14 protein-coding genes are annotated in these 17,073 nt (G+C 44.5%); 13 read left to right on the top strand and 1 reads right to left on the bottom strand.

The annotated features are described in order from the left end of the window. Positions 1 to 23 precede the first annotated feature (23 nt). The 9 genes from murD to lpxC all read left to right on the top strand — a co-directional run bounded on the left by murD (position 24) and on the right by lpxC (position 10,797). Positions 24 to 1,343 carry a UDP-N-acetylmuramoyl-L-alanine--D-glutamate ligase gene (gene murD / locus ABD128_RS02245; protein WP_343985892.1) on the top strand — a complete coding sequence of 440 codons (1,320 nt, stop codon included), beginning with the start codon at positions 24 to 26 and terminating at the stop codon, positions 1,341 to 1,343. After that, entirely contained in the window at positions 1,340 to 2,560 is a 1,221-nt protein-coding gene (ftsW, locus tag ABD128_RS02240) for a putative lipid II flippase FtsW (protein WP_343985889.1), read from the top strand. Before murD ends, ftsW begins: the two co-directional genes overlap by 4 nt. Beyond that, a complete protein-coding gene (murG, locus tag ABD128_RS02235; RefSeq protein ID WP_343985886.1) occupies positions 2,560 to 3,792 on the top strand; it encodes an undecaprenyldiphospho-muramoylpentapeptide beta-N-acetylglucosaminyltransferase in 1,233 nt (410 codons plus the stop codon). The genes ftsW and murG overlap by 1 nt, the downstream gene beginning before the upstream one ends. Then, the gene (gene murC, locus ABD128_RS02230; protein WP_425545667.1) at positions 3,779 to 5,230 is read left to right on the top strand and encodes a UDP-N-acetylmuramate--L-alanine ligase; all 1,452 of its coding nucleotides are present in this window, start codon (positions 3,779 to 3,781) and stop codon (positions 5,228 to 5,230) included. Before murG ends, murC begins: the two co-directional genes overlap by 14 nt. Further along, entirely contained in the window at positions 5,230 to 6,228 is a 999-nt protein-coding gene (locus tag ABD128_RS02225; RefSeq protein WP_343985884.1) for a D-alanine--D-alanine ligase, read from the top strand. Before murC ends, ABD128_RS02225 begins: the two co-directional genes overlap by 1 nt. Positions 6,229 to 6,230: 2 nt before the next feature. After that, on the top strand, positions 6,231 to 7,016 hold the full coding sequence (locus ABD128_RS02220; RefSeq protein ID WP_343985881.1) for a cell division protein FtsQ/DivIB: 786 nt from the start codon (positions 6,231 to 6,233) through the stop codon (positions 7,014 to 7,016). Between the two features lie 4 nt (positions 7,017 to 7,020). Beyond that, positions 7,021 to 8,247 (top strand): cell division protein FtsA, encoded by a 1,227-nt coding sequence (gene ftsA, locus ABD128_RS02215; RefSeq protein WP_110201357.1) that lies wholly within the window; start codon positions 7,021 to 7,023, stop codon positions 8,245 to 8,247. Positions 8,248 to 8,362: 115 nt separating this feature from the next. Continuing rightward, a complete protein-coding gene (gene ftsZ / locus ABD128_RS02210; protein WP_110201099.1) occupies positions 8,363 to 9,532 on the top strand; it encodes a cell division protein FtsZ in 1,170 nt (389 codons plus the stop codon). Positions 9,533 to 9,882: 350 nt separating this feature from the next. Continuing rightward, positions 9,883 to 10,797, top strand: coding sequence for a UDP-3-O-acyl-N-acetylglucosamine deacetylase (lpxC, locus tag ABD128_RS02205; protein WP_110201098.1), 915 nt, complete (start codon positions 9,883 to 9,885; stop codon positions 10,795 to 10,797). A 41-nt stretch (positions 10,798 to 10,838) separates the two neighbouring features. On the opposite strand, the gene ABD128_RS02200 is transcribed toward lpxC, so the two are convergent. Then, entirely contained in the window at positions 10,839 to 11,156 is a 318-nt protein-coding gene (locus tag ABD128_RS02200; protein WP_343985871.1) for a DciA family protein, read from the bottom strand. 220 nt (positions 11,157 to 11,376) lie between these two features. Here ABD128_RS02200 and ABD128_RS02195 point away from each other — a divergent pair, with 220 nt between their 5' ends. The 4 genes from ABD128_RS02195 to ABD128_RS02180 all read left to right on the top strand — a co-directional run bounded on the left by ABD128_RS02195 (position 11,377) and on the right by ABD128_RS02180 (position 16,522). Then, on the top strand, positions 11,377 to 12,228 hold the full coding sequence (locus ABD128_RS02195) for a M23 family metallopeptidase (RefSeq protein ID WP_343985868.1): 852 nt from the start codon (positions 11,377 to 11,379) through the stop codon (positions 12,226 to 12,228). Between the two features lie 358 nt (positions 12,229 to 12,586). After that, positions 12,587 to 15,301 carry a preprotein translocase subunit SecA gene (gene secA, locus ABD128_RS02190; protein ID WP_343985864.1) on the top strand — a complete coding sequence of 905 codons (2,715 nt, stop codon included), beginning with the start codon at positions 12,587 to 12,589 and terminating at the stop codon, positions 15,299 to 15,301. A 12-nt stretch (positions 15,302 to 15,313) separates the two neighbouring features. Further along, on the top strand, positions 15,314 to 15,691 hold the full coding sequence (mutT, locus tag ABD128_RS02185) for an 8-oxo-dGTP diphosphatase MutT (protein WP_343985861.1): 378 nt from the start codon (positions 15,314 to 15,316) through the stop codon (positions 15,689 to 15,691). A 543-nt stretch (positions 15,692 to 16,234) separates the two neighbouring features. Continuing rightward, the gene (locus ABD128_RS02180; protein ID WP_343985858.1) at positions 16,235 to 16,522 is read left to right on the top strand and encodes a GIY-YIG nuclease family protein; all 288 of its coding nucleotides are present in this window, start codon (positions 16,235 to 16,237) and stop codon (positions 16,520 to 16,522) included. Positions 16,523 to 17,073: the final 551 nt, after the last annotated feature.

Here is a 17,073-nt window from a genome sequence, read left to right as displayed (position 1 = left end):
TAAGAGAAAGGTAATTAAAGTTAATGCACGCAATTGAACAAAAAAATCGTTTGATTATCGGTCTTGGACAGACCGGGCTTTCAGTTGCGCGTTATTTAGCTGAAAACAACCAGCCCTTCGATGTCATGGATACTCGTGCAGAGGCTCCTGGTGCAGATCAGTTAGCGGCGATTAAAAGCAATGCCCTGATTCCTTGGAGTGGCACGAAAATGCTAGGTTATGACCAGTTAGTGGTTAGCCCAGGAATTGCCATTACTCAGCCTGATATAGCCCAAGCTCATGACTACGGCGTAGAGGTTGTGGGTGATATCGAGCTCTTTGCCCAGGCTAATCGATTGCCGGTTATTGCTATCACTGGTTCAAACGGTAAAAGCACTGTGACAGAGCTAGTAGGGGAGTTATTAAAAGCAAGCGGACTTAAGGCGCTAGTGGGAGGCAATATTGGCCTGCCTGCTTTGGATTTACTTAAAAGTGCTAGCGACGATGCAGTCGTTGTTTTGGAATTATCAAGCTTCCAGTTAGAAACCACCTATTCTCTGAAGCCTGTGGCGGCAACAATCCTTAATGTGTGTGAAGATCATCTGGATCGTTATGCGGATTACAAGGCTTATGTCGAGGCTAAGCAACGTATTTTTAAGAATGCTCAATGCATTATCGAAAACACAGAAGACGAGTTGACTCAACCCGAAAACACAAAAGCGACACGGTTGTCTTTTGGATTAAGCAAAGCTAGCGATTGGCAGGTCGATGTGAAGTCTGGCGTATTACGTCGCGGTGAACGAGTCGTACTAAAACTACAAGAGCTAACTTTACAAGGCGCGCACAACGCACTAAATGTCGCAGCAGCGTTTGCATTACTCGAAGCGGCTGGTGTGCTCATTGATGATGCCGTGGTTGCTTGTGCTAAACAATACAGTGGAATGCCACATCGCAGTCAGCTAGTCGCCGTGAAAAACGGTGTGACTTTTATAAACGACTCTAAAGCGACCAATGTTGGCGCTACCGTAGCGGCTATTAATAGCTTCGCACCGCAGTTTGATCAAAGAATTATTCTTATAGCAGGCGGTGACGCTAAGGGCGCTGATTTATCAAGCTTAGAGGATAGCATCCGTAGACATGTGAAAAAAGCGGTGTGCTTTGGTAAAGACGGTGCTGATATTGCCAAACTGGACTCCAGTAAATCTGTCTTGGTTGCGAACCTTGAAGAAGCTATTGAGCAAGCTGTTGCCTTTAGTGAATCTGGCGATTGCATATTGCTGTCACCTGCGTGTGCCAGTTGGGATATGTTTAAAAATTATATCGAACGTGGTCAGAAGTTTGAGCAGCAGGTGGAGGCATTATGATGAATATTACTCAAGCCTTACGCCTCGGAGACTTTGTTGAGCAGCTTAAGCTGTCAGATCCACGTACTCGCTTAGATCCATGGTTATTAGGACCTGTAATTATATTGCTAGCTATTGGTGTAGTGATGGTGGCGTCAAGCTCTATGCCTTACGCTGAAGACCACATGAATGGTAACGAGTATCACTTTTTAGTAAGACATTGTATTTACTTAGCAATTGCTATAGTCGCATCGGTTCTAGCGTTGCAATTAGATAGCCGTTTCTGGCAAGAGAAAGGCCCTATATTCTTGCTATTGGGGATTTTATTACTGGTCGCAGTGTTAATCGTTGGCCGAGAAGTGAACGGAAGTAAACGCTGGATTGGTCTTGGACCATTAACCTTACAACCTGCTGAGTTAATGAAGTTCTTTATCGTGATTTATTTAGCGGGTTATTTAGTGCGTCGAAGTGACGAGCTACAAACGCAAATCCGTGGCTTCATTAAGCCGTTGGTTGTTATTGGATTGGTTGTTGCTTTCCTACTACTACAGCCTGACTTTGGTTCGTCGGTAGTCATCGTTGCTACAGCATTAGCGATGATGTTCTTGGCCGGAGCACGTTTATGGCAGTTTATTACCTTGACTGCCTTTGTCGGTATTGTCATGGGGTTAGTCGCATGGCAGGAACCTTATCGAATGAAACGATTGACTAGTTTCTTAGATCCTTGGGCAGATCAGTTTGGCAGTGGTTATCAGTTAGTACAGTCGCTAATTGCATTTGGTCGTGGCGATTGGTTTGGCGCTGGCTTAGGTAATAGCGTGCAGAAATTGTCGTACTTACCAGAAGCGCATACGGACTTCGTGTTTGCAGTATTCGCCGAAGAATTCGGATTTATTGGTGTTGCTTTAGTGATTTGCTTGTTCGCCATTATCTTTATGAAGAGCTTACATATCGGTCGTCGCGCACTAAAAATGGAACATTACTTTGCAGCCTATATGTCTTATGGATTTGGTTTCTGGTTGAGTTTACAGGCACTGATTAATATTGGTGTCGCCAGTGGTTCACTGCCAACAAAAGGCTTAACGTTGCCATTCATTAGTTACGGCGGTAATTCGTTAATTGTTAGCTGTGTCGCCATGGCCGTCTTATTACGCGTAGATTTTGAGGTTCGTCGTAAAGAGCACGAGTACTCAGCGGCGAAAAAATCTTATCGTGGCAGAAGCCAGGGGGAGGCGTAATGAGTCAATCTTTGGAACGAAAAAACATGCCGAAAAAATCAGTAAATAAAACAATTTTGCTGATGGCGGGTGGTACCGGCGGTCATATCTTCCCTGCGTTAGCAGTAGGCAAAGAATTGCAACAGCAAGGCTGGAAGTTACACTGGTTAGGTTCAGAAGGTGGCTTGGAAGAAGAGTTAGTACCTAAGCACAACATTAAGATGACTCTATTACCGGTAAAAGGCATTCGTAAAAAAGGCCTTGCGTCTGTAATCAAGGCGCCATTCCAATTGCTAAAAAGTATTTGGTTGGCGCGTAAAACCATTAAGAAAATACAGCCGGATGTGGCTTTAGGCATGGGCGGTTTTGCTAGTGGTCCTGGCGGTATCGCATCAAAGCTGTGTGGCGTGCCATTGGTGCTGCATGAGCAAAACGCAATTACAGGAATGACCAATCAGCAACTAAATCGATTCAGCAACATTACATTGCAAGCTTACCCTGGTGCTTTTGTCGAAAGTACAAAGTTAACAACCGTGGGTAATCCGGTGCGAACGGATTTAATGAATATTAAGCCAGTAAAAGAGCGCATTAAAACAGAAGAAGGTTCGATTAAAATTTTAGTGATTGGTGGCAGTCGTGGTGCTTTGGTCTTAAATCAAAAGATCCCAGCTATGCTGGATATCATTAATGATGGCTTGAATATTGAAGTACGTCATCAATGTGGCGGTGGCAATTTAGGTGATGTCGCGGCGCGCTATAAAGAACTGAAGAATGATTTAGTTGAGCATGATGTGACTGAGTTTATTGACGATATGGCCGCAGCTTACGAGTGGGCAGATTTGGTGATTTGTCGTGCGGGCGCTTTAACTGTCGCTGAAATAGCAATGGCTGGTGCTGCAGCAATATTTGTACCATACCCACATGCTGTCGATGACCACCAAACGCATAATGCACGTTATTTAGCGAATCAAGGTGGCGCCATCATTATTCAGCAACATGATTTGGAAGTAAAAAAACTCGCTGAGTTAATTACCGCATTAGCCAATGACAAAAGTCGAATTATAGAGATGGCTACCATTGCTAAAAGTCTGGCAAAGCCGCAAGCCACGGAGCAAGTTGCAGAATACTGTAAGCGGGCGGCGGTTGGTCAGTTTGAGATTATGAGCACAACGAAACACAACGAAGAAGGGACAGTTGAAAAAGAAGACGCTACCGCTAAAGAAGATGCGGAGGATACTAATGAAACAAAATAACACACAACAAATAGTCCCAGAAATGCGCCGTATTAAGCGAATCCACTTTGTAGGAATTGGCGGTGCTGGTATGAGTGGTATCGCTGAGGTTTTACTGAATTTAGGCTACAGCGTCAGTGGTTCTGATCTGCGTCAAAGCCAAGTGACTGAAAGACTTGAAAAGCTAGGTGCTGAGATATTCTTAGGCCATAGAAGTAATAATATTTTAAATGTAGATGTGGTGGTTTGCTCGACAGCAATTCCTAAGCAAAACCCTGAAATTGAAGCTGCCAGAGAGCGTCGAGTGCCGATTGTTCGCCGCGCTGAAATGTTAGCTGAGCTAATGCGCTTTAGGCACGGCATCGCGGTAGCGGGAACTCATGGTAAAACAACGACAACTAGCTTGTTAGCGAGCATTTATGCGGAAGGGGGCTACGACCCTACATTTGTTATCGGAGGCCTATTAAACAGCGCCGGTTCAAACGCCAAGCTAGGTAAAAGTCGCTACTTTATCGCGGAAGCTGACGAAAGTGATGCCTCGTTTTTGCACTTACAACCGATGGTTTCTGTCGTCACAAATATTGAAGCTGATCACATGGATACTTATGGCGGTGATTTTAAGAACCTAGAAAGTAACTTCCTAGAGTTTTTACATAACTTACCGTTTTATGGCTTAGCAGTGTTGTGCGTTGATGATGAAACCGTGTGCGATTTGGTGCCTCGCCTATCACGCCCAACAATAACGTACGGTTTGAGTAAAAAGGCCGATGTCCGTGCAATTGACTTTGAGCAACGCGGCACTAAAAGTTTCTTTAAAGTAGTGCGCCGTGACTGTGTAGGTCAACTCGATATTGAGCTGAATCTGCCTGGCGCACACAACGTACAAAATGCATTAGCTGCGATTGCAGTAGCGACTGAGGATGGTGTCAGTGACATTGCTATCCAGAAAGCTTTAAAAGAATTTGAAGGTATCGGTCGTCGTTTTCAGATGTATGGTGATTTTGAAGTAGGTACCAGAAAAATCACCTTGGTGGATGATTATGGTCATCACCCGAGCGAAGTAAACGCTACCATTAAAGCGTTGCGCAAAAGCTGGCCTGACCGCCGTTTAGTCATGGTTTATCAGCCACATCGTTATTCTCGCACACGTGATTTGTATGAGGATTTCTGCAGTGTGCTGAACGAGGTTGATGAGCTCTTAATGCTTGAGGTTTACTCTGCGGGTGAAGAGCCAATACCTGCGGCCGACAGTAGAGCTTTATGTCGAAGTATCCGTCAACGCGGAAAGATTGAGCCAATTTTTGTTGAGTCGATTGATGAGTTACCTGAGGCCTTACATCACGTTCTTGAAGATGGTGATGTATTGGTGACGCAGGGTGCAGGTAATGTTGGTTCTCTTGCTCCTAAGTGGGTTGAAGCAGATTTAGACTTTGAAAGTTTAATTAAGAAGGACGACTAATGAGTTTGAACAAAGCCATTAATGATCCAAAAGACTACGGCAAAGTTGCTGTGGTTTACGGTGGCTTTTCAGCAGAGCGTGAGATCTCGTTGATATCAGGCAATGCCGTGCATAAAGCGTTACTCGAAGCGGGTGTTGATGCGCATAAAGTTGACCCAAAAGTAGACGGGCTAAAAGCCATTACCGACCAGGGCTTTAATCGTGTATGGAATGCATTACACGGACGCGGTGGCGAAGATGGTGTGATTCAAGGTTTCCTTGAGCTTAACAATATTAGTTATACCGGAAGTGGTGTAATGGCATCAGCCATCACCATGGATAAGTTACGTACAAAATTATTATGGAGTGCGCAGGGCTTACCAGTAGCAAAGCATCGTATGGTTCGAACAGGAGAGCTGGCGCTTAACGAAGCTCAAGAATTATTAAGCGAGCTGAACGGTTGCGTCATGGTCAAGCCGATTCGAGAAGGTTCGAGCGTTGGTATGGCTCGTGCGGACAGCCCAGAGCTGTTACAGCAAGCAGTGGCTGAGGCGAGTAAGTTTGATGATGAAATCATGTTGGAGCAGTGGATTAAGGGCGAGGAATACACGGTTGCGATTTTAAATGGCAAAGCGTTACCGAGTATTCGCGTGATGACGCCGCACTCGTTTTATGACTTTACAGCGAAATACAACAGCAAAACCACTGAATACCACTGTCCGAGCGGGTTGTCTGCTGACGACGAAAATGAGATTGCCACGATAAGTGAAAAGGCATTTCAGTCTTTAGATTGTTTTGGCTGGGGGCGCGTCGATTTTATGCGTGACACTGCATCAGGCGAGTGGTTATTACTTGAAGTTAATACAGTGCCAGGCATGACAGAGTCATCGCTTGTACCGAAAGCTGCCAAAGTAAAGGGCATTAGTTTTAAAGAGTTGGTGCTTAAGGTTTTAGATACTAGCGTGGCGCGAGAAAGTGCTTTGTTTTCAGAATTTGCATCTGAGCAAGGAGAAAAGTAATTATGGCGAAGATGGCAACGCGAAGTGACAAAAAAGAACGTTCACTCGAGGGTCTAGCGAAACCTTTGAAGTGGGTGGCTGGATTGTTGGCGGGCTCAATCGTTGCCATAGCGCTAGTGTTCGCGGGAGTCTGGGTGTTCAGTGTTAATACTGACAACGTATTCCCGATTAACAAAGTTGAACTCACTAACCATCAGTTCACGGATGCAGTTGGTGTCTATAAAGTTTTACGTTCGATTGAAGACCGTGGATTTTTCACCATGGAGATGGAGCCGGCCGAGGAGCAGCTCGTAAAGCTGCCTTGGATTAAAGCGGTCCAGATTCGTAAGGTTTGGCCAGACACATTGCAGGTTTCAGTGGTAGAGCATGAACCGATGGCCTACTGGGGTGAACAAGGTGTGGTTTCAAAAGAAGGTGAGGTTTTTTACCCCACTAAATTGCCACAGGAAAACTGGGTGAAATTATCTGGCCCAGATGTGATGGCGAAAGATTTAACGGAATTATTACAGTTGTATCAAGAGCAACTATTACAAAAAAATATGGTTATTGAAAAAATGGAACTTAGTCAGCGAGGAGCAATTAATTTAGTGCTGACCGATGGATTAGAAGTGAAGCTTGGGAATGTACACGTGGAAGAGCGCATTGAACGCTTCCTGCAATACATTGACAGTGTAAAAGAACAAAAGGAAGCCACTTTGGCATACGTTGATCTGCGCTACCAAAATGGTATGGCGGCGCGATGGAATCAAAATAAAGCGTCAGTTATTAGTGACGGAGGCAGTAGATAAAGCTATGTCGAAATCAGTCGATAAACGATTAATTGTGGGGCTAGACATTGGAACATCCAAAGTGGTGGCCATTGTTGGAGAAGTAGGTGCAGACGATACTGTCGATATTATTGGTATTGGCTCACACCCTTCACGAGGCATGAAAAAAGGCGTGGTGGTTAACATTGAATCAACGGTGGCTTCGATCCAGCGCGCGGTTGAAGAGGCTGAGTTGATGGCGGGCTGTCAGATCCATTCGGTCTACACCGGTATCGCTGGCAGTCACATTAAAAGCCTTAACTCGCACGGTATCGTTGCGATTAAGGATAACGAGGTTGCGCAAAGCGATGTCGACCGCGTGATTGATGCGGCTAAAGCGGTGGCGATTCCTGCGGATCAAAAAATTATGCACGTATTGCCGCAAGAGTTTGTGATTGATAACCAAGAAGGCATTCGTGAACCGATTGGTATGTCTGGTGTTCGTTTAGAAGCCAAAGTACATATGGTCACAGGCGCAGTCAGCGCGGCGCAGAACATCACCAAGTGTGTTGCGCGTTGTGGCTTAGAAACCGAGGACGTGATTTTAGAACAACTAGCGTCGAGTTACTCAGTTCTAACTGAAGATGAAAAAGAGCTAGGCGTTTGTTTAATCGACATCGGTGGCGGTACCACGGATATCGCGATATTCACCGGCGGTGCGATCCGTCATACCTCGGTTATCCCGATTGCAGGAGATCAGGTTACGAACGATATCGCAGTAGCGCTACGTACGCCGACTCAACACGCAGAAGACATCAAGGTGAAATACGCTTGTGCTTTACGCCAGCTAACTAATCTTGAAGAAACAATCGAGGTTCCAGGAGTTGGTGAGCGTCAGCCACGCCGTGTTTCACGTCAAATTTTAGCGGAAGTTGTCGAACCGCGTTACAGCGAATTATTTGAGCTAGTGCAGGCGGAAATTCGTCGCAGTGGTTTTGAGAATTTAATAGCTTCGGGCATGGTCATTACAGGCGGTGGCTCGAAGATGGAAGGGTTGATGGAGTTGGCAGAAGAAGTCTTCCACATGCCAGTTCGCCAAGGTATGCCACAGCACATCAAGGGCTTGGTGGATGTCGTACGCAACCCAATTTATGCAACGGGAGTTGGCCTATTAATTTATGGCAAGCAAGACATAGGTCATCACCGTGATAGAAATGTAACTGGTTTTAATGGGCTCTGGGAGCGCATGAAAAGCTGGTTCGGTGGATTTTAATCGTTACTTTTATAGGAATGGTTAAATTGGAGAAATCACTTAATACCATGCTTAACACACATTTATTTAAGCAATTAAGTGAAAAATTGGCTAAACAATCGAAGGGGATATAGTTATGCCTAATATGTTTGAACTAGTAGATAACTGCCAGAACAGCGCAGTCATTAAAGTAATCGGAGTTGGCGGCGGCGGTGGTAACGCTGTTGAGCACATGGTGCGCGCTAACATCGATGGTGTTGAATTCATTTGTGCGAATACAGATGCGCAAGCGTTAGAGTCATCTACCGCTAAGACCACGCTACAAATTGGTCAAAACATTACTCGCGGACTTGGCGCGGGCGCTAATCCTGATGTTGGTCGTCAGGCTGCTCTAGAAGATCGTGAGCGCATTATGGAGTCTTTACAGGGCTCTGATATGGTATTCATTACTGCCGGCATGGGCGGTGGTACCGGTACGGGTGCGGCTCCTGTAATTGCTGAGATCGCTAAAGAGATGGGTATCCTAACGGTAGCGGTAGTGACTAAGCCGTTTAAGTTCGAGCGCAAAAAGCGTATGAAACTTGCGGAAGCCGGTATTGACGAATTGCGTAATGCGGTTGACTCGTTAATCATCATTCCTAACGATAAGCTGGTTGCTCAGTTCGCAGGTTTACGTCTAACTGAAGCCTTTGCTTCAGCGAACTCAGTGCTTCACGGCGCGGTGCAAGGTATCGCCGAGTTAATCACATGCCCAGGTTTAATCAACGTTGACTTTGCAGACGTACGCACAGTGATGGCTGAGCAAGGCCAAGCAATGATGGGTACTGGTATTGCTTCTGGTGAAGGTCGTGCGCAAGTTGCCGCTGACATGGCTGTGGCGAGTCCATTGCTAGAAGACGTCGACCTATCTGGCGCACGTGGTATTTTGGTTAATGTCACTGCGAACGAAGAGTTCACAATTGATGAGTTTTCGGAAGTTTGTGAAGTTATCGAAGACATTGCTCACGAAGATGCCATCGTTGTTGTTGGTACAGCCATTGATGATTCAATGGGTGATGAAATGCGTGTCACTGTGGTTGCGACTGGTTTGGGACAAGAAGCGGGTATGCGCCTTGTTTCAGACAACAAAGAGCAACAGGTGCGTAAGCCAAGTGGTGAGTTAGACTTTAACAAGCTAGATGTTCCACCAGCGGCACGTAAGCAAGCCGGCGTTGATGACTCGGAAACTGCGCAAAAGATGGCGGTTGGAAGTGATGTTGATAACTTCCTAGACATCCCTGCATTTTTAAGAAAACAGGCGGATTAATAACCAGTCATAGAACAGTTGAACAGTGACTATGGAGAGGAATGCAAGTTTATTGCAATGATATGTTCTGATATTGAGAACTAAACGCAGAGAAGTTGCGTTCATAGAATTAAGGAGGCCATCCCTTCGAGCCTCCTTAGTTTTCCTTACTTTGCATTCAGTGTGGATTAAGGAGTCAGACGGCAGAATTAGGGAAATGTGAGGATTTGTGTGGAAGAATAATTCAAACAAATGTTCCAAAAACGTTCAAAAAATGTTCAAACCACAGATATATTGTGGTAATATGCGCTAAAATTATGCCATCTTTCACCCTAAATTCTTGAAATATCAAGAAGTTGGAGAAACACCGAATGATACGACAACGTACGTTGAAAACAACCATTCGCGCCACTGGCGTAGGTTTGCACACTGGAGATAAAGTGTATTTAACCCTACGACCAGCTCCAGTGGATACAGGGATTGTGTTCCGTCGCGTTGATCTAGACCCAATTGTAGAAATAGATGCAAAACCAGAAAACGTTGGAGATACCACGCTTTCCACCTGTTTGGTGAAAGACGATGTGCGTATTTCAACCGTAGAACACCTACTGTCAGCAATGGCTGGTTTAGGTCTGGATAATGCTTATATTGATGTCTCAGCACCTGAAGTTCCTATTATGGACGGCAGTGCGAGCCCATTTGTATTCCTGTTGCAATCTGCTGGTGTTACCGAGCAGAATGCACCAAAAAAATTCATTAAAATCAAAAAGAAAGTTACCGTTGAAGACGGTGATAAGAAAGCAACGTTTGAGCCTTTTGATGGCTTCAAGGTTGCCTTTACGATTGATTTTGATCACCCAGTATTTAAGAAAAGTAGTCAAACATCGGTTATCGACTTTTCGACCACATCGTTTGTGAAAGAAGTGAGTCGTGCCCGTACTTTTGGCTTTATGAAAGATATTGAGTTTTTACGAGCAAATAACTTAGCGTTAGGCGGAAGCCAAGATAACGCGATTGTTATGGATGATTTTCGGGTTTTAAATGAAGATGGTCTACGTTACGATGACGAGTTCGTGAAACATAAAATATTAGACGCGATTGGTGATTTGTTCTTATTAGGCCATAGCTTAATTGGTTCATTCATTGGTTATAAGTCAGGTCATGCTTTAAACAATCAGTTAATTCGTACCCTTATGGCTGACGAATCAACTTGGGAGCTGGCGACTTATGAAGATGCAAAAGCTGCACCAATTTCGTATATTATGAACCCTGCGTTGTCAGTATAAAAGACAAGCAAATAATAAGTAACGCAGGAGTAAGAAGCGTTTTATCGGGATTGACTTGGTTTAACTTTTATTTGAATATTAGCCAGTGAATAATGGCCTGCTTGACGTAAGTCGGCCAGTAAATCCGATGTGATATAACGAAGGCGAGTGCCCCAAACTGCAGATTCAGCAGTAATTATTAGGCTTGTTTGATTGTATTCCGATACAGTACAGTGCCCCTTTAACTCCTCGGGTAGGAGTTTTTGCACGCTTTCGTTTATAGACTTTAAGCTATTGGATTGCTTCAATAGACTTTGTAACTTGCCAGCAGGCTTGTTCAAAATATCTGCCACGGATTTGGCGCGAGAGGGACGCTTCATATGCTCAAGGTTTTGGGCTTAGTTGGTGTTAGTTTACTATTGTAAGCCGACAGAGTTTAAATTGTCATCTTTATCGGTACTGAATATCGTTAAAGTTTGTAAGAATTCGGTTCTTATAAATATATGACCTGTGTACTTTTGGTTAATTATGCGTATTACGATTATTAAAAGCGATCAGAAAGGAATCAAAGCTTTAGAGTTAGGAAAGACAAAATTAGCAATGACAATTGCACTGGGTATGTTCAGCATATTCATGATTGTTGGTGCTACTTTTTACACTACTAAGTGGGTGTTACAGCAAGACTTAGTCAGTGAAACTGCGATCCAAAAATGGCAAATGGAGCTCGCCCAGCAAAAAGAAGAGCTCGAGAAAGCTAAAAAAGAATCTGAAGATAAGGTTCAGGCCTTGTCCAGTCGTCTTGCTTCTATGCAGGCGCATATCCTACGCTTAGACGCTACAGGATCACGTCTAGCTGAAGAAGCCGGTATCAGTGATGAATTCGGTTTTGGAGCTGCTCCAGCTATGGGTGGCCCTTCTGAGGAAGAAGATACTGACAAAGCGAGCTACCAAGACGTAGTATCTTCTTTAGACAGTATCCAAAGCTCAATAGAAGCAAAAGAACAGCAGTTGTTCGCTTTAGAATCCTTATTACTCGATAAAAATATCAGTGCTGAGCAAAAAATTACTGGTCGCCCTGTTAATACCGGTTGGCTTTCATCGCCATACGGATACCGCTCAGATCCTTTCACAGGTAAGCGAGCTTGGCATGCGGGGATTGACTTTTCTGCGTTAGCAGGCTCTGACGTTGTCGCTACAGCCGCAGGTGTCGTTACCACAGTAGAGCGTAAAGCTGGTTATGGCATCTTCGTAGAAGTAAGCCATGGCGACGGTTACACCACTCGTTACGGTCATAATAAAACTGTGGTGGTGAAAAAAGGTGATCTCGTTAAGAAAGGTCAAGTTATTGCAAAAGTCGGTAGTACAGGCCGCTCGACAGGACCACACGTTCACTACGAAGTAACTCGTAACGGTAAACGTGTAAATCCTTGGCGCTACCTTAAAGAGTCGTAAAGGAAAGACTTTTACTATTCAATAAAGCCGAGCACGTAGCTCGGCTTTTTTATGATTGTTATCTAAATACACCATCGAATATCTATGGGGCAAAGCTTATGTCCTAGTAAGCTATGTCTCCGGCTAATAGTTAGAGCTTGCTTAATATGGCTTAGACCATTGAAATATCCTTCTAAAGCCCCAATTTGTTTCAAGTACTCACTAGAAAATCCCGATCAGGCGTTTACAGCTTCTGTAATATCGGTACAATCGAGTGCTTAATCATAATTCCCTAAGCAATTGTTGCGTTAAAACAAACAGCCTATTGCCTAAAAAATAGACAGCAATTGTTTAATAACTTGATAGAAGAACTAATAGCATGAGTTTTCTTAGCAAAATTTTCGGTAGTCGAAATCAGCGTATCATCAAACGATTCAGTAAAGTTGTGGAGCAAGTTAATCAACTTGAGCCTGAGTTTGAAGCATTAAGTGACGAAGAAGTAAAAAATAAAACGTCAGAATTTAAAGCGAGACTTGAAAAGGGTGAAACGCTAGACAATCTACTGCCAGAAGCTTTTGCTGCGGTTCGTGAAGCCAGTAAACGTACTCTTGGCATGCGTCATTTTGATGTGCAGCTTATCGGTGGTATGACTCTACACCAAGGTAAGATTGGGGAAATGCGTACAGGTGAGGGTAAAACCCTTGTGGCGACTCTCCCTGTTTACCTCAACGCATTAACTGGGCAGGGTGTCCACGTTATTACCGTTAACGATTATCTAGCTAAGCGTGATGCCGAGTGGATGACACCAGTCTATAACTTCCTTGGAATGTCAGTGGGGGTGATACTTTCGGGGCAGTCGCATGAGGAAAAGAAAGCTGCTTATGCATCCGACATCACTTATGGCACAAACAATGAATACGGCTTTGATTATCTGCGCGACAACATGGCTTTTGAAAAAGAGCAACGTGTTCAGCGTGAACTAAACTTTGCCGTTATCGATGAGGTCGACTCGATTCTTATCGATGAAGCAAGAACTCCGCTTATCATTTCAGGACAGGCTGAAGATAGCTCGGAAATGTACCGTGCGATTAACCAGCTTATCCCAAAGCTAACGATTCAAGAAAAAGAATCTGAAGAAGGTGTTGAAGACACTGGTGATTACACCATCGATGAAAAAGGGAAGCAGGCAAACTTAACGGAATTAGGTCAAGAGCGCGTAGAGGAATTACTACGTCAGTCGGGCTTACTGCCAGAAGGCCAAAGCCTATACAGCCCAGCAAGCATTATGCTGTTGCACCATGTGAATGCCGCGTTGCGTGCTCATACTTTATTCAAAAAAGACGTCGACTATGTGGTTAAAGACAATGAAGTAGTTATTGTTGATGAGCATACGGGCCGTACTATGCCGGGTCGTCGTTGGTCAGATGGCTTACACCAAGCGGTTGAAGCTAAAGAAGGCGTTAATATCCAAAATGAAAACCAAACGCTTGCTTCGATTACTTTCCAGAATTACTTCCGTCTTTACAATAAATTGTCTGGTATGACGGGTACCGCCGATACGGAAGCTACTGAATTACACATGATTTATGGCCTTGAGGTTGTGGTTATCCCAACCAATAAGCCGATGCAGCGTCAAGATATGCCAGATCTTATTTACCTCAGTAAAGAAGAAAAATACGCGGCGATTATTGAGGAAATTAAAGAACTACAGTCGAAGGGGCAGCCAATATTAGTCGGCACCGTTTCGATTGAGTCATCAGAGTTAATTTCTAATGCTCTTAAAAAAGCTAAGATCAAGCACCAGGTCTTAAATGCAAAATTCCACGCAAAAGAAGCGGATATTATCGCTCAGGCAGGTCGTGCTGGTTCGGTAACTATTGCTACCAATATGGCGGGGCGTGGTACGGATATTGTCTTGGGCGGTAACCTACAGTCCGACATTGATGCACTCGGTGAAAATCCAAGCGAAGCACAGATCGCCAAAGCAAAAGAAGAGTGGCAGAAACGGCATGACGAAGTTCTGGCTGCCGGTGGTTTAGCCATTATCGGTACAGAGCGTCATGAATCGCGTCGTATTGACAATCAGCTTCGTGGTCGTGCTGGCCGTCAGGGTGACCCAGGTCTTAGCCGTTTCTACTTATCGCTTGAAGATGACTTAATGCGTATCTTTGCCTCTGAGCGTCTTGGTATGATGATGCAGCGTCTTGGTTGGGAAGAAGGCGAAGCGCTTGAGCACAAAATGGTTTCTCGAGCTATCGAGAATGCACAACGTAAAGTTGAGCAACGCAACTTTGATATGCGTAAAAACCTGCTTGAGTATGATGATGTGGCTAACGATCAGCGTCGAGTGATTTACGAGCAGCGTAATGAATTGATGGAGTCTGACGATATCCAAGAAACTATCGAAGATATGCGTTATGACGTAGTACAAGACGTGATCAGTCAATATGTTCTACCACAGTCTATTGAAGAAATGTGGGACATAAAAGGTCTTGAGCAACGCCTTGAGCAAGATTTTGCCATAGAATTGCCAGTACAAAAATGGTTAGACGAAGACGATAAATTTGCCGAGGAAGAAATTCGGGAGAAAGTTTATAACGAAATTCAAGCTGCTTACGCTGAAAAAGAAGCGGCGCTACCTGAGCCAAGCATGATGCGACAGCTTGAGAAACAAGTAATGCTGCAACACTTGGATATGCACTGGAAAGAACATTTGGGCAATATGGATCACCTACGCCAAAGTATCCACCTTAGAAGTTATGCACAGAAAAACCCGAAGCAAGAGTATAAGCGTGAAGCTTTTGAGCTATTCTCAGGCTTGCTTGATAACTTGAAGCATGACGTGGTGACGGTGTTGTCTAAAGTTAAATTCCGTTTACCGGAAGAAGTTGAAGCGATGGAGCGTCCGCAACAAGATGCTTCTAAGATGAACGCTCAACATGAGTCAGCGTCTGCTTTACCACAAGAACAGCAAAGCCAAACACAACGCCAAGCTGAAACTTTTGTGCGCGAACAGCCTAAAGTAGGGCGTAACGAACCTTGCCCATGCGGCTCTGGCAAGAAGTTTAAGCACTGTCACGGTAAAGCTTCTTAACTTCTAAAAGCAATGAAAACAGTTAATGTCGCGGTCGCAGTAATAAAAATTGCCGACCGCGTCCTTATCGCAAAAAGAGCTAATCATCAGCACCAAGGAGGCTTGTGGGAGTTTCCTGGCGGTAAGATTGAAGAGGGTGAAGAGCTTCTTAATGCGCTACAAAGAGAGTGCCACGAAGAGCTTGATATCCTCCCAATATCAATAACGCCTCTTACAACAATTCACCATCAATATCCCGATAAGTCAGTATCACTCCATGTCTGCCTAGTCAGAGACTACCTCGGCGTTCCCTACGGCAAAGAAGGTCAGCCAATAACTTGGGCACATAAAACCGAATTAAATAACTACCAGTTCCCCGCGGCCAATATAGAAATCCCTAGCCTTTTATAACTCAGTATTATTTACAGCCTCTTCCGTCATTACGAACGTAGGTATTGAGCGTAGCAATCCCGAACCTCGTCATTGCGAGCGACGAAAGGAGCGCGGCAACCCCAAACCTCGTCATTGCGAGGGACGAAAGGAGCGCGGCAATCCCATAAAGGCACCCGTGGACAAATTCTTGCAAAAAGAAGAGAACAGTCAAGCAACATATTCATTAAAGTAATTCAACTCAAACTCGACTTTTACAGTAAACGAATAGGGGATTAACACGTCGTCCTTCAGACTCCGCGTAATGACGGACTATGCGTCGTTGCGAGGCCCTTAGGTCGCGGCAATCTCGCTTTTAATTATCAAGAGCTAGAGTGAACTAGTTAGCTAAAAACTATCAATAACAATCGGTATTTCTTTATTTGAAAGATGCTAATGGAATTATTAAGTCAAAACTAATCGTAATGCAGATTTGCAAACTGTGAAAGCAAACACTGAATGCCGACAACCTCAGCATTATAGTAACGCCTGCCTTTGCCGTATGAATTACAAAATGGAGTAACAATGCTACAAGGATACGTCTATATCTTAACCAACAAGGCTAAAACAGTACTCTACACTGGAGTCACCAGCGACTTAATTCAAAGAGTCCACCAACACAAATCTAAACGAAGCAGCGGATTTTCAAACAAATATAACTGTAACCTTCTTGTCTATTACGAAGTCATTGACGGCATTGAAGCTGCCATACAGCGGGAAAAGCAAATTAAAGCTGGCTCACGCGCCAACAAAGAAAAACTCATTAATAGTATGAACCCAAGCTGGAAAGACCTTTATTACAGCTTAACTTAAGACTATCTCACCGTCATTGCGATGGGCTTTTGGCGTGGTAGCTAACTAAGACTGCTTTTAGTCGTCATTACGAACGACGAAAGGAATGCGACAATCCTACCATCGTCATTGCGAGCGACGAAAGGAGCGCGGCAATCCCTAGAAGGCGCCTGTGACCTATTGATGTGCACTGAGCGAACTAATACAGCGAGATTACTTCGGTCGCTCCACTCCCTCGTAATGACGGAACAATTGTCATTGTGAGTGACGAGAGGAATGCGACAATCCTACCCTACGTCGTTGCGAGCGATCATAGTGAGAGCGGCAATCCTCAACCATCGTCATTGCGAGCGATGAAAGGAGCGCGGCAATCCCTAGAAAACGCCTGTGACGCATTAAAGAGTACATAACGTATTAATAAAGCGAGATTACCACGTCGTGCTTCGCACTCCACGGTAATAGCTCCTGCATTGCTCTAACTCCTGTATCTGACCTGCACGGATGCAGGGAATGCAATAGCAATGCCGGGAGCATTGTTCGTCATTCAGTCGTCGTAATGACGGACATTTGTT

Source organism: Kangiella japonica, from assembly GCF_039523535.1.
Classification (GTDB): domain Bacteria; phylum Pseudomonadota; class Gammaproteobacteria; order Enterobacterales; family Kangiellaceae; genus Kangiella; species Kangiella japonica.
Note: the sequence above shows the minus strand (reverse complement) of the source record. Positions and strands in the feature narration are given on the sequence as shown.

Coding starts and splice junctions, on each gene's coding strand:
- murD (WP_343985892.1), top strand. CDS start 24: ATGCACGCAATTGAACAAAAAAATCGTTTGATTATCGGTCTTGGACAG.
- ftsW (WP_343985889.1), top strand. CDS start 1,340: ATGATGAATATTACTCAAGCCTTACGCCTCGGAGACTTTGTTGAGCAG.
- murG (WP_343985886.1), top strand. CDS start 2,560: ATGAGTCAATCTTTGGAACGAAAAAACATGCCGAAAAAATCAGTAAAT.
- murC (WP_425545667.1), top strand. CDS start 3,779: ATGAAACAAAATAACACACAACAAATAGTCCCAGAAATGCGCCGTATT.
- ABD128_RS02225 (WP_343985884.1), top strand. CDS start 5,230: ATGAGTTTGAACAAAGCCATTAATGATCCAAAAGACTACGGCAAAGTT.
- ABD128_RS02220 (WP_343985881.1), top strand. CDS start 6,231: ATGGCGAAGATGGCAACGCGAAGTGACAAAAAAGAACGTTCACTCGAG.
- ftsA (WP_110201357.1), top strand. CDS start 7,021: ATGTCGAAATCAGTCGATAAACGATTAATTGTGGGGCTAGACATTGGA.
- ftsZ (WP_110201099.1), top strand. CDS start 8,363: ATGCCTAATATGTTTGAACTAGTAGATAACTGCCAGAACAGCGCAGTC.
- lpxC (WP_110201098.1), top strand. CDS start 9,883: ATGATACGACAACGTACGTTGAAAACAACCATTCGCGCCACTGGCGTA.
- ABD128_RS02200 (WP_343985871.1), bottom strand. CDS start 11,156: ATGAAGCGTCCCTCTCGCGCCAAATCCGTGGCAGATATTTTGAACAAG.
- ABD128_RS02195 (WP_343985868.1), top strand. CDS start 11,377: ATGACAATTGCACTGGGTATGTTCAGCATATTCATGATTGTTGGTGCT.
- secA (WP_343985864.1), top strand. CDS start 12,587: ATGAGTTTTCTTAGCAAAATTTTCGGTAGTCGAAATCAGCGTATCATC.
- mutT (WP_343985861.1), top strand. CDS start 15,314: ATGAAAACAGTTAATGTCGCGGTCGCAGTAATAAAAATTGCCGACCGC.
- ABD128_RS02180 (WP_343985858.1), top strand. CDS start 16,235: ATGCTACAAGGATACGTCTATATCTTAACCAACAAGGCTAAAACAGTA.